Below are 14652 nucleotides of genomic sequence, written 5' to 3'. Positions count from 1 at the left end.
GACCCGCGCGCGGTGCGCGCGGGTCCGCCGCGGCGCTCTCGGCGACACGGCGGGGTCCCCGGAGCCGCGCGGGGAGGGCGCGCACGGCGGCAACGGTCGCGGCGAAGAGGGCACTCACCCGGGCAATGCTGCCAACAACACCGTGAATGGCGTGGTATCGCGGATTTCCGGGCGACGTCACACACAATGCACATATGCGTGTTTTCAGACAATCCTTCATGCCCGAACGGCAGCGGGCGGTGGTGGTCTGATGGCTGGTCAGGAGCCTGTGGACCACCCGGCGGCGGCATCACGAACCGGCACCGCGACGCCGCGTCTCCCGTCCCTGGTCGACCCGAGAGGCACGCGACCCACCTCCGGTGATTCCGCCGATCGGGTGACCACGCGCAGGATCTCGCCACCCCTGGGGCGCACGGTCAGGACCCACGGCACGTTCACCTGGCGCGGCCCGGCGGAGGCTGTGACCTTCGTGTCGGTCCGCCCGACGCAGTCCGCCGGCCCCGTCGCGCCATCGCCGGTGACAGGACGTCGGGGCGGGGGCGCCTCCGCACCCTCCGACATTCCGACCGTCTCGCCTCGGTCCCCCGGGGACTTCCTCCGTCCCGCCCTCGACGGGCGGGCCACCCCCACCGACGGGCCTCGGCCCGACGACGCCCCGGGCCCGGCGGACCGCGCCGGGGCGACGGGGGCGACGGGGGCGACGGGGGCGACCGTGGCCCCCGCTCGCGGCGGGCGACGCGCCGGTCCGGCCGGTGAGCGACCGGCACTGCGACCGCCCATGGGCCGGACCTCCCGCGGGGAGGGAAGCGCGGCGCCGGGACACCGGCGCGTGACGTCCCGCGGCACCTCCGGCCGCGGCCCGGTCGCCTCCCGCAGTCGCACCACCCTCGCCGGTGCGCCACGCGGTGCGCAGCCGCCACCCACCGGCCGCCAGGAGGACGGCATGCCCACGGCCATGGCCGCCGGTACCGGACCGCTGCCCACGACGCAGCGGCCGGCCGAGGACGACACCGCGGCCGACCGCCCCGCCCGTGCACCCCGGCGGGCGGCGCCACCGACGGGCACCTCCGAGCCGGACGGGGACCGAGCCGACGGGGGCCGGCCGGCGCACACTCGTGCCTCGGACCGCCCGACGACCGGACCCGAGGCGACGGAACGCGGCCCGAGCGAGACGGCGACGGGTCAGCAGAACGCCCGGGGCGGGCGCCGGAAGGCCGGCCCCCCGGCCGGCCGAGGCGGCTCCGAGCGGGGTGGGTCGGAGCGCAGCGGGTCGCAGCGGGGCAGGTCGGAGCGGGGCAGGTCGGAGCGGAGCCGACCCGACCGCCCCGACCGCCCCGACGGATCGGCGGGCCAGGCGGGTCGCCCACCGGCCGCCGAGGCCGAACAGCAGCGCGCCGGGGCCGAGCCCGGAGCGGGTCGGCGCTCACGTCGGGAACGCCGGGCCCAGAGTCGGGACGCGGTCCGCGCAGCCGCGGCGGAGGCGGAGGCCGACGACGGGAGCCCGAAGGGCTCCGGGCCGGAGCGCGGCACCGCGCCGCGCCCCCCACGCCGCACCCGCCGCGCGCTCCGCCACTCGGGCGAGACGGGAACGACGGCCGGGCCGTCGCTGAACACCCGTCAGCCGCTGCTCGACGAGGACGACGAGCAGCGGCCCCGGGGGAGCTGGCTGCGACGTACCGCCCGGCGGTCCCCGACCGCGGCACCGGCCGACCGGACCGACGCCGGACCGAGCACCGAAGCCGGACCGGACACCGAAGCCGCCCGGCCCGCCGGGCCTGCGGCGCCCCCGGTAACGGACGAGTCGGCCGCCGAGGCCGGCCCCCGCGTCCTCCCTCACGGCCCCGCCGTCGGCGACGCGGCGGGCGAAGCCGCCGACGGGTCCGAGGCACGGCGGAGACCGGGACGCCGGGGGGCTCGCGGCAGAGCCGCCCGGCCCTTCAGGCGGCGCACGACGAAGCCGAACGGGGACGAACCCGCGCAGAGCGGGGAGGTCGAGGCCGGCACGCACCGCGCTCCCGACGCCTCGCCCGACACCTCGGGCGACGGCGGGGCACCGACCGACGCCCTACCGCCCGCCACCGGCACACCCCCGTCCCGGCGCGCCGCGAGCAACGCGGGTGCGGACGGCACGGCGGAGACGGCACGGACCACGGGAGCAGCAGGGACCACGGGGACCGCGGGAACGGCGGGGGCGTTCGTGACCCCGCCGGACGCCGAACCCGGCGCACCGACGGCCGGTCGATGGGGCCGGAGTCGGCCGGGGCGGAGGGGACGGCCCGGGTCGCGGGCCGGCGGCCGATTCGCGTGGCGCGCGCAGGACCGCGCGACCGACATCGCGAACGGCGGGAGCGGAGAGGTCGCGGAGGTCGCAGAGGTCGCGGAGGTCGCAGACGGCACGGTCGCGAGGGCCCGGGTCACTCCGGCCGCCACCGACGTGGCCCCCGGAGTGGTCACGGCGGGCCCGACGCCGGGGGCGGGCAGGGCCGAGCCCCCGGCCGCGACCGACTCCCCCACCGAGGCGGACGGTGCCGGCGACCACCGGCCCGGCGGGGATGTCGCGCGCCGGAAGCCCCCCGAGCACGCGGCGGAGGCCGGTCCCCGGGACACCCCCGACGCCCAGGACACCCCCGACGCCCGGGAGGACCCCGGGGCCCGACGGGGTTCGGAGCCCGGGGAGGACGCACGGCCCCGGGAGGACGCGCAGCGCCGGGAAGACGCCGACCGGGACGAGCTGTTCGACGGCGTCTTCCCGTCGGACCCCTCCGACCCCGACGCCACGATGACCCCCATCCACGCGTTCGACGCGCTGTACCTGCGGAACGCCGGTCCGATCGGTCAGCAGGCGTACCTGCTCTGCGGCCGTCGGGAGACCGCGGCCCGCGCTGTCTCCCACGGGTTCCGGGTGGCGTGGGAACGGTGGCCCGAGGTGGCGGTGGACCGCGACCCCGCCGGGTGGGTGCGGGCGGCGGCGTACGAGTACGCGCTGTCGCCCTGGCACCGGTTCCGTCCGTGGGGGCGGACCCCGCTCGCCCTCGGTGCGGGGCGAGAGGAACAGGCGCTGCTGGTGGCGCTGTTGCGCCTGCCTGCGGGCCAACGGCGGGCGCTGGTGCTGCACGACGCCCTCGGGCTCGGGCCGGCGGAGACGGCGGCGGAGTCGGAGTCGACGACGGCTGCCGCCGAAGCGCGGGTGCGGCGCGGCAGGGAGTCGCTGACCGCGTGGCTGCCGCGGCTGGCGGAGGCCGAACCGGAACGGCGCGGCGAGGTGCTCGGCGGAATGATGGAGACCCTCACCGCCTCGCAGCCGGTGCCGCCGCTGCCGGCCTCACGCGCGCGGCTGGTCTGCGAGCGGACGAGTCGCCGTCAGGTGCAGGCGGCCGTGGCCCTGGTGGTGGTCACCGCCGGGGCCGTCACCGCAGGGCTGTTCACCGGCTGATCCCCGGCGCGGAAGGCCGCGGCACCCGCCGGGACGGAGGCGCCGAACGCGACCGCGCCCGCACCGCCGTGAGGCGGTACGGGCGCGGTGTCGTTCCCGCGACGGGCGGGGACGGGGCCGGGATCAGCCGGCCAGGACCTCGCGGGCGAGGCGGGCGGTCTCGGACGGCGTCTTGCCGACCTTGACACCCGCGGCCTCCAGGGCCTCCTTCTTGGCCTGCGCCGTGCCGGAGGAGCCGGAGACGATGGCGCCGGCGTGGCCCATCGTCTTGCCCTCGGGCGCGGTGAAGCCCGCGACGTAGCCGACGACCGGCTTGGTCACGTTGGCCTTGATGAAGTCCGCGGCACGCTCCTCGGCGTCGCCGCCGATCTCGCCGATCATGACGATCAGGTCGGTGTCGGGGTCCGCCTCGAACGCCTGGAGGGCGTCGATGTGGGTGGTGCCGATGATGGGGTCGCCACCGATGCCCACGCAGGTGGAGAAGCCGAGGTCACGCAGCTCGTACATCATCTGGTACGTCAGCGTGCCGGACTTCGACACCAGGCCGATGCGGCCGGAGTTGGTGATGTCCGCGGGGATGATGCCGGCGTTGGACTGGCCGGGGGTGATCAGCCCCGGGCAGTTGGGGCCGACGATGCGGGTCTTGTTGCCCTTCTTGCCGGCGTACGCCCAGAACTCCGCGGTGTCGTGCACCGCGATGCCCTCGGTGATGACGACGGCGAGCGGGATCTCGGCGTCGATCGCCTCGATGACCGCGCTCTTGGTGAACTTCTCCGGGACGAAGATGACGGTGACGTCAGCGCCGGTGGCCTCGATGGCCTCCTTCACGCCGCCGAAGACCGGTACCTCGGTGCCGTCGAAGTCGACGGTGGTGCCCGCCTTGCGGGGGTTGACGCCGCCGACGATGTTGGTGCCGGAGGCGAGCATCCGCCGGGTGTGCTTCTGGCCCTCGGAGCCGGTCATCCCCTGGACGATGACCTTGGATTCCTTGGTGAGGAAGATAGCCATGCTGTGTTGACCTCGTCCTTTACTTGGCCGCAGCCAGCTCGGCGGCCTTGTCGGCCGCGCCGTCCATGGTGTCCACCTGCTGCACCAGCGGGTGGGCGGCGTCGGTGAGGATCTTCCGGCCCAGCTCGGCGTTGTTGCCGTCCAGACGCACCACGAGGGGCTTGTTGACGTCCTCGCCCTTGGACTTCAGCAGTTCGAGCGCCTGCACGATGCCGTTGGCGACGGCGTCGCAGGAGGTGATGCCACCGAAGACGTTCACGAACACGGAGCGGACGTCCGGGTCGCCGAGGATGATCTCCAGGCCGTTGGCCATGACCTCGGCCGACGCGCCGCCGCCGATGTCCAGGAAGTTGGCGGGCTTGACACCGGAGTGCTTCTCGCCGGCGTAGGCGACGACGTCCAGCGTGGACATCACCAGGCCCGCGCCGTTGCCGATGATGCCGACCTGACCGTCGAGCTTGACGTAGTTCAGGTTCTTGGCCTTGGCGGCGGCCTCCAGCGGGTCGGCCGCGGCCTTGTCCTCCAGGGCGGCGTGGTCCGGCTGGCGGAACTCGGCGTTGGCGTCCAGCGACACCTTGCCGTCCAGCGCCACGATCCGACCGTCACCGGTCTTCACCAGCGGGTTGACCTCGACGAGGAGGGCGTCCTCCTTGACGAAGACGTCCCACAGCTTCTGGAGCGCCGCCACGACCTGGTCGACGATCTCGGCCGGGAACTTCGCGGCCTCGACGATCTCGCGGGCCTTGGCCTCGGTGACGCCGTCCACGGCGTCCACGGCGACCTTCGCCAGCGCCTCGGGCTTGGTCGCGGCCACCTCCTCGATGTCCACACCACCCTCGACGGAGGCCATGGCCAGGAAGGTGCGGTTGGTGCGGTCCAGCAGGAACGAGACGTAGTACTCGTCCACGATGTCCGCGGTCTGGGCCAGCATCACCTTGTGGACCGTGTGGCCCTTGATGTCCATGCCCAGGATGGCCTCGGCCTTGGCGACGGCGTCAGCGGGGTCGGAGGCGAGCTTGACGCCACCGGCCTTGCCGCGGCCACCGACCTTCACCTGCGCCTTGACGACCGCGCGACCGCCAAGCCGCTCGGTCACCTCGCGGGCCGCTTCCGGCGTGTCGATGACTTCACCGGCAAGCACCGGCACGTCATGCTTGGCGAAGAGGTCCCTCGCCTGGTACTCGAACAGGTCCACGCGTGTCCGTCCTCAGTAGTGGTCTCGCGGTCGTATTCAGCGTGGGCGTGCCGCGTGACCGCGATCTGTGGCCCGCGGCAGGTCCGCAGGGCAGCGTAACGGGGGCGCGACGGGACCTCCTAAAATCCACGTCACACCTACGTGGTGAGTCCCGTCACAGCGCTTCCCGCCGAGCTGTGCCTGCCGTACCCTGCCCGCCCCCCGCCGCGGCCCGTTCGGGGCGGCGCGCACGCCGTCCCCGTCCCGCCTGACGCGACGCCGACCGGGCCCCGGGAGCCCGTCCCGCAGGCCGCCCGCGAGGCGCGGTTCAGGGCTCGGGTATCGGCAGCGGGCGCCGCTCGATGGCCGCGGCCATGACATCGGGGAAGAGGTCGGGGGTGCAGGCGAAGGCCGGTGCGCCCAACTCGGTCAACGCGGCGGCGTGCCCCCGGTCGTACGCGGGTGCGCCGTCGTCGGAGAGCGCCAGCAGGGTGACGAACTCGACCCCCGCTGCCTTCATCGAGGCCACCCGCTTGAGCAGTTCGCCCCGGATGCCGCCCTCGTAGAGGTCGCTGATCAGCACCACCACCGTCTCCGAGGGGCGGGTGACCTGGGATTCGCAGTAGGCCACCGCCCGGTTGATGTCGGTGCCGCCGCCCAGCTGCACCCCGAAGAGCACGTCCACCGGGTCCTCGATCTCCTCGGTGAGGTCCACGACATTGGTGTCGAACACGACCAGGCGGGTGTTGATGGACCGCATCGACGCCAGGACCGCGCCGAACACCGAGGCGTAGACCACCGAGGACGCCATGGAGCCGGACTGGTCGATGCAGAGGATGACGTCCTTCTTCACCGACCGGCCCGCGCGCCCGTACCCCACCAGCCGCTCGGGGACGATCGTGCCGTGCTCCGGCAGGTAGGTGTGCAGGTTTGCGCGAATGGTGCGGTCCCAGTCGATGTCGCTGTGCCGCGGGCGCCGGACCTTGGCCGAACGGTCCAGGGCGCCGGTGAGCGTGGCCCGCGTCCGGGCGGCGAGCTTCCGCTCCAACTGCTCGACGACCTTGCGTACCACCGCCCGGGCGGAGTCCTTGCTGCGCCCGGGGATGGCGCGACCGAGGGAGATCAGCGTCCCCACCAGGTGGACGTCCGGCTCGGCGGCCTCCAGCATCTCCGGTTCGGCAAGCAGGGTCGCCAGACCGAGGCGGTTGATGGCGTCGCGCTGCATGACCTGGACGACCGACGTCGGGAAGTAGGTGCGGATGTCGCCGAGCCAGCGGGCGACCCCCGGCGCGCTGCCGCCTCGCCCCGCGCGGCGGGTGTCGTCGCCGTAGACGACGTCCAGGGTTCGGTCCAGGTCGAGGTCCCGTCCCGCCAGGGTGACGCCCGTACCGTCCTCGGCGCCACCCAGGACCAGCCGCCAGCGGCGCTGCCGTTCGGCGTCGTCCACCGCGGTCGCGGCGACGGAGCCCGTACGGCCCGCCTCGGCAGCGGGCGCCGGGGGCGGTGTGTCGTTCATGCGGGGGCTCCGATCGGGTCGTCGGCCGGGGAGGGGTGCTCGGTGGCGGGCGGAACGGCCCGCGCCGCGTCGTGGCCCGGGAACTCCGGGCCGAGCAGCAGCCGGAGCACGGGGAGCGCCGCGTCGGCGCGCTCGGGGTCGGTCCGGTCGCCGAAGCCCGGGGTGGGCGCGGTGGCGGAACCGCCCGTCTCGGCACCCGGCGAGCGCCGGACCAGCTCCCCGACCGACCTGCGGACCCCGGGCTCGAAGGAGCCGAAGCTGCGGCGCAGCAGCGGCAGCACGTCGGTGAACGAGTCGGCGGGTACGGCGGCGAGCCAGGCGTCGATCAGACCGAGGAGCCGCTCGTCGTGGACCAGCAGGAGCCCGCCGCCGGCGAGGAAGCCCTCGATCCATCCGGCGGCGCGGGCCGGGGGGACCGCCGGGGACAGCTCCAGGCCGATCAGGCGGTCCGCCTCGTCCTCGGCCAACACGCCCTCGTCCAGCAGGAACCGGGCCGCTCGGCCGCGCAGCACCGCGGGCACGGTATCGCGCCGCGCGAGCCGCCGCAGCGTGCCGCGCCAGCGGTCGCGGAGGCCGTCCTCGTCGAGCAGGGCGATGGCGGCGTGGGTGCTCTCGACGTGGTGCCGCATCGCGGCGGCGCCGTCGTCGTCCAGTCCCGTGCAGGCCGCCGGCAGCCCGACGCAGACGCGCTCTGCCAGACCGTGGGCTACGCGGGTCAGTTCCTCGGTGCCGGTGGAGCGGACGTCGCCGTAGCGGGCGGAGCGGACCAGTGCGGGGAGCGCCGCGGCGAGTCCGGCGACGTCGGTGTCGAGCGCGGCGCGGTCGGCGAGCGCCCCCATGACCGTCGGCAGCGCCTCGCCGAGCCCCGCCAGCAGGCAGAGTTCGGCGAGGGTCGTGAGGGCGGCGAGCGAGTCGGCGGCGTCGGCGTCCGCGCGGGCCCTCGCCGCCGCGGCCGACTCGACGGTGGTGCCCCAGATCCCGGACTCCGCGACCCGGACCGCGAGCTCCGGCTCCCAGGCCAGTCGCCAACTCTCCCGGAAGGTACCGGTGCTGGTGCCGCCGGCCGGCGTCGCCCAGGGCACGCCGAGGAGTCGCAGCCGGTAGAGGAGTCGGCTGCGGGCGGCGTCGTTGTCCTTGCGGAGGTCGAGGTCCAGGGCGCGCTCCTCGGCCTCCGGCTTGAGCCGCAGGCGGCGCTGTTGCGCGGTGAGGTCCCGTTGCAGCGGGACGGCGGGGGCGGAGTCCGGGACCTCTCCCAGGACGTCGCCGACGACGAGGCGGTCGACGACGAGGTCGAGGGGGACGTCGGCGCCGTCGCACATCACCGCCCGGACCGCGTCGATCGTCTCGCCCAGTCCGGCCAGCGGCCTGCCGCGCATCGCGGCCAGTGTCTCGGCGAGCCGGACGGCCTCGATGACGTGGGCGGAGGAGATCGGGACCCCTTCGTCCCGCAGCAGGCCGGCGACCTTGGTCATCCACCGGGCGACCGGCCGGTCCGCCGCGGAGTACAGATGGCCGTACCAGCCGGGCGACTCGATGCCGGCGCCGTAGCCGTGGGCGCGGCCCAGCCGGCGGTGGGTCCACGGGACCCAGGTGATCTCGGTGCGGACCTTCGGCAGGCCCCGCAGCAGGGCGCGGTCGGCGGCGACGGTGCGGCGCTCGCGGAGGGCGGGGACGTGCCAGGCACCGCAGACCACGGCGACGGAACCGGCGCCGAACTCCTTCACGGCTTCCCGCAGCCGGAGCCGCATGTGGGCCTCGCGGACCAGGTCGCGGTCGTCGCCGGTCGCCGGGCCCGCGGCCCGTAGCTCCGTCATCGCCTCCTCGACGGCGGCGAACGGGGCGACGGGGTCGTCACCGCCGGCACGGTGCTCCACCACGTCCTCCCACCAGCGCTCGGGGTCGTCGTGGCCGGCCGCCGCGGCGAGCGCGGCGAGCGGGTCGCGGCGCAGCCGGTGGTCCGCGGGGTCCGCGGGGTCCGCCGCGGTGTCGTTCCCCGCCGGCTCCTCGGCGCCGTCGGCGTCGGCCGCCGGGGCTCCTTCGGACTCGGGGGCCGGGGCGTCGGCCGCGCCGGGGGCCGCCTCGTCACGCGGCGCGAGGGAGTGCGCCGCGGGGAGGTCGACGAAGCGGACCGGGACGTCGTGGTCGAGCGCCCAGCGGATGGCGACCCACTCCGGCGAGAAGGCGGCCAGGGGCCAGAAGGCGGACCGGCCGCTGTCGTTGACCGCGTGCGCCAGCAGCGCCACCGGTGGGGACATCGCCGGGTCGGCTGCGAGCGACACGATGTCGTCGGCCTCGGGCGGGCCCTCCACCAGCACCACCGCGGGGCGGTGTGCCTCCAGCGCAGCTCGCACGGATCGGGCGGAGCCGGGTCCGTGGTGCCGGACGCCGAGCAGCAGGGGACGGTCGGTCATGCGGCAGCTCCGTACGGGCGGCCGGACGCGGCGTCACGGGCGGCGCGGTAGAAGTCGCTCCAGCCGTCGCGCTCCCGCACCACGGTCTCCAGGTACTCCTGCCACACCAGGGAGTCGGCGGCGGGGTCGCGGACGACGGCGCCCTGGATGCCGGCGGCGACGTCGGCGGGGCGCAGCACGCCGTCGCCGAAGTGTGCCGCCAGGGCGAGGCCGTTGGTCACCACGGAGATCGCCTCGGCGGTCGAGAGGGTCCCGGAGGGGGACTTGACCTTGGTCCGGCCGTCCGTGGTGACGCCGTCCCGCAGCTCGCGGAAGACGGTGACGACGCGGCGGATCTCGTCGATGGCGTCGGGGGCGGCCGGGAGCTGGAGCGAGCGGCCCAGCTGGTCGACGCGGCGGGAGACGATCTCGACCTCCGCGTCGGGGCTGGCGGGCAACGGCAGCACCACGGTGTTGAAGCGGCGGCGCAGTGCGCTGGAGAGCTCGTTGACGCCCTTGTCGCGGTTGTTGGCGGTGGCGATGAGGTTGAAGCCCCGGACGGCCTGGACCTCGTCGTTCAGTTCGGGGATCGGGAGGGTCTTCTCCGACAGGATGGTGATCAGGGTGTCCTGCACGTCGGCCGGGATGCGGGTGAGCTCCTCCACCCGGGCGATCATGCCGTCGTTCATCGCGCGCATCACGGGGCCGGCGACCATCGCCTCGCGGCTGGGGCCCTTGGCGAGCAGCTGCGCGTAGTTCCAGCCGTAGCGGATCGCCTCCTCGGAGGTGCCCGCGGTGCCCTGCACGATCAGGGTGGAGTCGCCGCTGACGGCAGCTGCGAGGTGTTCGGACACCCAGGTCTTCGCCGTTCCCGGCACGCCGAGCAGCAGCAGGGCGCGGTCGGTGGCGAGCGTGGTGACGGCGACCTCGACGATGCGGCGGGGGCCGACGTACTTGGGAGTGATGACGGTGCCGTCGGGGAGGGTGCCGCCGAGCAGGTAGGTCGCCACGGCCCACGGGGACAGGTTCCAGCGCGCGGGGCGGGGGCGGTCGTCGGCCGCGGCGAGTGCGCTCAGCTCCTCGGCGAAGGCGTCCTCGGCGTGCGGGCGGAGCACGGGCTGCCCGGTGGTCTCTGCGGTCATCTGCTGTCCCTCGGACGGGCGGGGTTCGCCCCGCGTCTCGACTGTCCCGGCGGGAGACGCCGGCAGTGACCCACGGTCACCGAAAGGGGGGCGCAGGAGCCGTCTCCCCCGTCGGTGGCGCCGTCGGTCGCTGTGGGGATCACTCTGCACGCCACCACTGACAACCGGGCGGTCCGACGGCCGGTCGGCCGAGGTCGAACACCCCCAGACCCCTTGGGGGACAAGGGATTGAACAATTTTCGGCTCGTCCCGACAGCGGCGACGGGGAGGCCGTTGTCAGTGGCACCGCCTAGCGTTCCGGGACATGACGGGAGAACAGGTCCGCTGGACCACGGAACAGGTGCTCGCACTCGCCCCTGACGCTGCGTCACAACGAGCCGGCCAGAAACTCGGTACGCCGAGCACCTGGTCGGAGGCGGCACGGCGTGGCACAGCTCTCTGGGGCCTGTGCAAGGGCTCGGGGAAGACCCCCTACCGCACCGCGGTGGACCTCGCCGATGCCGGAACGGTGGGCTTCACGTGCAGTTGTCCGAGCCGCAAGTTCCCGTGCAAGCACGGACTGGGGCTGCTGCTGGTCTGGGCGGGTGACACCACCGGAACCGCGGTGCCCGACGGCGGCCCCGCTCCCGACTGGGCGCAGAGCTGGATCGACGGCAGGCGTCGGCGGGAGGCGAAGGCCGCCGATCCCGAGGCGCCCGCCAAGCCGAAGGACGAGGAGGCCGCGCGGCAACGGGCGGAGCGGCGCACCTCCCGGGTCGTCGACGGGGCGGACGAACTGGCGAGACGGCTCACGGACGCGGTGGAGGGCGGCCTGGCAGGGGCGGAGCAGTCGGGTTACGAGGCATGGCAGCACACCGCGGCACGCATGGTGGACGCACAGGCGCCCGGGCTCGCGACCCGGTCGGGTGAGCTGGGCGCGATCATCGGCGCCGGTCGCGGTTGGCCGTCGGCGGCACTCGCGGAGATGTCGCTGCTCCACCTGTTGCTGCGGGGCCTGGAGCGGGTGGACGAGCTCCCCGAGCCGCTGGCGGCGACGGTCCGGTCGCGGGTCGGGTTCACCACGGACACCGCGACGGTGGTGGCGGACGCGCGGCAGGCCGGCCTCCTGGTGCGGGATCACTGGCTGGTCGCGGGGTCGAAGCGCAGCAAGGACGGCCGGGTCTGGACGGCGCGCACCTGGCTGCTCGGCCGGGAGACCGCGCGCTGGGCGCTCGTCCTCGACTTCACGGCCCCCGGCACCTCTTCCGCGGCGCCGATGGCGGTCGGTTCCGAGTTCGAGGCGGAGGTGGCCTTTCATCCGGGTGCGGCGCCGCTGCGGGTGAGCGTCGCCCAGCGGCACGGCGCGCCGATCCCCGACGGGCCGGTGCCGTCGGGGGCTCCGGTCGGCACGGCGCTGGCCGCGGTCGGCGCGGCGGTGGCGGCAGACCCGTGGGTCGACACCTGGCCGGCCGTCCTGGGCCCGGTGGTTCCGGTGCCGATACCGGACACCGAGCAGACGGCCTGGCGGTTGGCGGACGCGGACGGCGGGGCCGCGGTGCCGCTGAAGGCCGACGAGGCCGTGCTCTGGCGGCTGCTGGCCCTGTCCGGCGGCGGGCCGGTCACCGTCTTCGGTCAGCTCGGGCACACCGGGTTCGTTCCGCGCACGGTGTGGGACGGCGGACGGGCGGTGCGGCTGTGACCGGCGCCCTCGCGGGCGGCCCCGGCGGCGGGGCGCGATCGACATCGGGAGCGGCGGGCAGAGACCCGGCGAGGGTGAGGACGGCAGCGGTGACCACGACGGGCACGAAGGACACGGAGGACCGGGCGATGACGGCGGAGAAGGCCATGGATCCGGCGGCGGGCGGGCCGAGCCCCCACGGGGAGTCGTTCGGCGAGCCCGACTCCGCGTGGCAGGAGCTGGTGACCGCCGCCCTGCTCGGTGCGGAGCGCCGCGTGCTGCCCGGCGGCTCCGCGGCGGGGCTGCTCGACAGGGCTGCGACCGCCACGGTGCGCGCCCGCGCCGGTGCCACCGCGGTGGCGCCGGGCCCGTTCCTCGCACCTTCGGGGGACGACTCGCGGTCGGAGATCCCCCGCTCGGCGGTCGCGCGGTGCCGGACCCTCTTCTCGGGCGCGCGGGGCAGCAGCTATGTGGCGACCTCGTGGAACGCGCATCGGCCCCACCCGGAGCAGTTGCTGCCGGAGTGGCTGGAGCTCGCCAACCACCTGGGGTACCGGCCCCCGCACATCCAGCTGCCGTTGGTCCTCGACGCGGCGCGCGCCCGGGACCACCGGGAGGCGGCCCTGGCGTTCGCCGGGCCGCGCGGCCGGTGGCTCGCGGCGCTCAACCCCTCGTGGCAGTTCGCCACGAAGGTGAAGCACGCGCCGTCGCCCCCCACGACTGGAGCGGTCGACGTCTCGCTCTGGGAGCGGGGGCAGTTCGCGGAGCGGGTCGGGGTGCTCACGGCGCTGCGGGCGCAGGACCCGGCAGCCGGCCGGGAGCTGCTCGCCGGTAGCTGGAGGTCGGAGCGGGCCGAGGAGCGGCTGCTCTTCGTCGACCTGCTGCGCGACGGTCTCGGCCCGGCGGACGAGTCGTTCCTGGAGTCGGCGCTGGCGGACCGCAGCCGAACGGTGCGTTCCGCAGCCGCGGAACTGCTCACCCTGCTGCCGGGGTCGGCGCTCGGTACGCGGATGACCGGGCGGGCGTTGGCGAGTGTGCGGCTGCGGGAGGCGACCGGCGGGGCCGGGCCGGAGCTCGTCGTCACGCCGCCGACCGCCTGCGACGAGGAGATGCAGCGCGACGGAATCGTCGCCCGGGCGCAGGCAGGGCAGGGTGAACGGTCGTGGTGGTTGCAGCAGTTGCTGGAGGCGACACCCCCGTCGGCCTGGAGTGAGCACCTGGGCGGACGCTCCGCCGAGGAGATCGCGGCGCTGCCCGTCACGGCGGAGTGGGGGGACACGCTACGGCTGGGTTGGGTCCTCGCGGCGGTACGCCACGACGACCGCGGCTGGGCGCGAGCCCTGCTCGGCGATCCTGCGCGCCCGCTCCCCGGTGGCACCGCGAACGCGGGGCGGTTGCTGGCGCTGTTGCCCGCCGACGACCGTGCCGCGTGGGCGACGGGGTTCGTCACCGCCCAGGGGCTGGGAGCGGCGGGGGACGTCCTGTCGCGGTGCCCGGCGCCGTGGCCCTCGGCGCTGACGGCGGCGGTGGGCGCGGCGGCCCGCACCTCGTGGCGGGTGGAGAAGCACCACCCCTCCACCCACGCGGCGGTCCTGGTGATGGCCCAGCACTTCGTCCACATCCAGGAGGCACGGCCGATGATCCGCCGACTGGCAGAGGAGGCTTCCGCCGCGGCGGAGGTCGAGCGGCAGGCGGAGGCCGCGGCCCGGGAGGCGGCGAAGAACACCAGAACCCGGCCCGCGATACCGGGTGACGGTGTGGCGCAGGGCTGGCAGCGGGCGTTCACCACCTTCGCCCACACGCTGGAACTCCGGGCGCAGATGCGCGCGGAACTGCTCGACGGGGCGCCCGACCCACACCGCTGACGCGGCATGCGCCGGACGGGTGGCGCGCCGGGAGCCAGGCCGCCGCGTCCGGACGGCTCCGAACTGCCCGGGGTCGCGGTGGTCAACCGCCGCCTACCACGTTCCCCACCGCGCAGGCGTCCGCCCGGTACGGGTCGCGCGGTGGTCGAGGGTGGCCGGCGGGTGCGAGCCGGGGGCACGCGCCGAGCTCCGGACGCCGGTGCTCACGACACCTCTCACCGGCGCAACCCGCCGCGGTGCTTCGGCTGCTCCGGCGGGGCGAGTCCCGCCGTCCGTGACGGCGAGCGGCGGCGTCAAGAGGGAGAGGACAGAGGCGGGGCGGCCGGCGGAGGGGAACGGCGACCGGTGCACCCCGGCCCGGGCCGTCGCGCACCCGGGCCGCACCGGCCGAGCGGTGCGCGCCCGGCACCTCGGCCGACGGAACGCGCAGCCCCGTCCGCACGGCCCTCGCGTCCCCACGGCCACCG

The 14652-nt window shown here is 75.4% G+C and carries 8 protein-coding genes; 3 read left to right on the top strand and 5 right to left on the bottom strand.

Annotated features, from left to right (window positions below):
• Nucleotides 1-2434 precede the first annotated feature (2434 nt).
• On the top strand, nt 2435-3433 hold the full coding sequence (locus HCJ92_RS15460) for a sigma factor-like helix-turn-helix DNA-binding protein (RefSeq protein ID WP_167934178.1): 999 nt from the start codon (nt 2435-2437) through the stop codon (nt 3431-3433).
• Between the two features lie 123 nt (nt 3434-3556).
• On the opposite strand, the gene sucD is transcribed toward HCJ92_RS15460, so the two are convergent.
• From sucD to HCJ92_RS15435, 5 genes are all read right to left on the bottom strand, one after another.
• The gene (gene sucD / locus HCJ92_RS15455; RefSeq protein ID WP_167934177.1) at nt 3557-4441 is read right to left on the bottom strand and encodes a succinate--CoA ligase subunit alpha; all 885 of its coding nucleotides are present in this window, start codon (nt 4439-4441) and stop codon (nt 3557-3559) included.
• Between the two features lie 19 nt (nt 4442-4460).
• Nucleotides 4461-5636: an ADP-forming succinate--CoA ligase subunit beta gene (gene sucC / locus HCJ92_RS15450; RefSeq protein WP_167934176.1), complete on the bottom strand. Its 1176-nt coding sequence runs from the start codon at nt 5634-5636 to the stop codon at nt 4461-4463.
• A gap of 307 nt (nt 5637-5943) precedes the next feature.
• Nucleotides 5944-7131, bottom strand: a complete 1188-nt coding sequence (locus HCJ92_RS15445; protein ID WP_167934175.1) for a VWA domain-containing protein — start codon at nt 7129-7131, stop codon at nt 5944-5946.
• On the bottom strand, nt 7128-9542 hold the full coding sequence (locus HCJ92_RS15440) for a DUF5682 family protein (RefSeq protein WP_167934174.1): 2415 nt from the start codon (nt 9540-9542) through the stop codon (nt 7128-7130). Before HCJ92_RS15440 ends, HCJ92_RS15445 begins: the two co-directional genes overlap by 4 nt.
• Nucleotides 9539-10663 carry an ATP-binding protein gene (locus HCJ92_RS15435; RefSeq protein ID WP_245240903.1) on the bottom strand — a complete coding sequence of 375 codons (1125 nt, stop codon included), beginning with the start codon at nt 10661-10663 and terminating at the stop codon, nt 9539-9541. Before HCJ92_RS15435 ends, HCJ92_RS15440 begins: the two co-directional genes overlap by 4 nt.
• Nucleotides 10664-10967: 304 nt before the next feature.
• Here HCJ92_RS15435 and HCJ92_RS15430 point away from each other — a divergent pair, with 304 nt between their 5' ends.
• Together HCJ92_RS15430 and HCJ92_RS15425 are read left to right on the top strand one after the other, a co-directional pair.
• Nucleotides 10968-12341 (top strand): SWIM zinc finger family protein, encoded by a 1374-nt coding sequence (locus HCJ92_RS15430; RefSeq protein WP_167934173.1) that lies wholly within the window; start codon nt 10968-10970, stop codon nt 12339-12341.
• A gap of 89 nt (nt 12342-12430) precedes the next feature.
• A complete protein-coding gene (locus HCJ92_RS15425; RefSeq protein WP_167934172.1) occupies nt 12431-14185 on the top strand; it encodes a DUF5691 domain-containing protein in 1755 nt (584 codons plus the stop codon).
• Nucleotides 14186-14652: the final 467 nt, after the last annotated feature.

It is taken from the genome of Streptomyces spiramenti (assembly GCF_012034385.1).
GTDB classification, from domain to species: Bacteria; Actinomycetota; Actinomycetes; order Streptomycetales; family Streptomycetaceae; genus Streptomyces; species Streptomyces spiramenti.
Note: the sequence above shows the minus strand (reverse complement) of the source record. Positions and strands in the feature narration are given on the sequence as shown.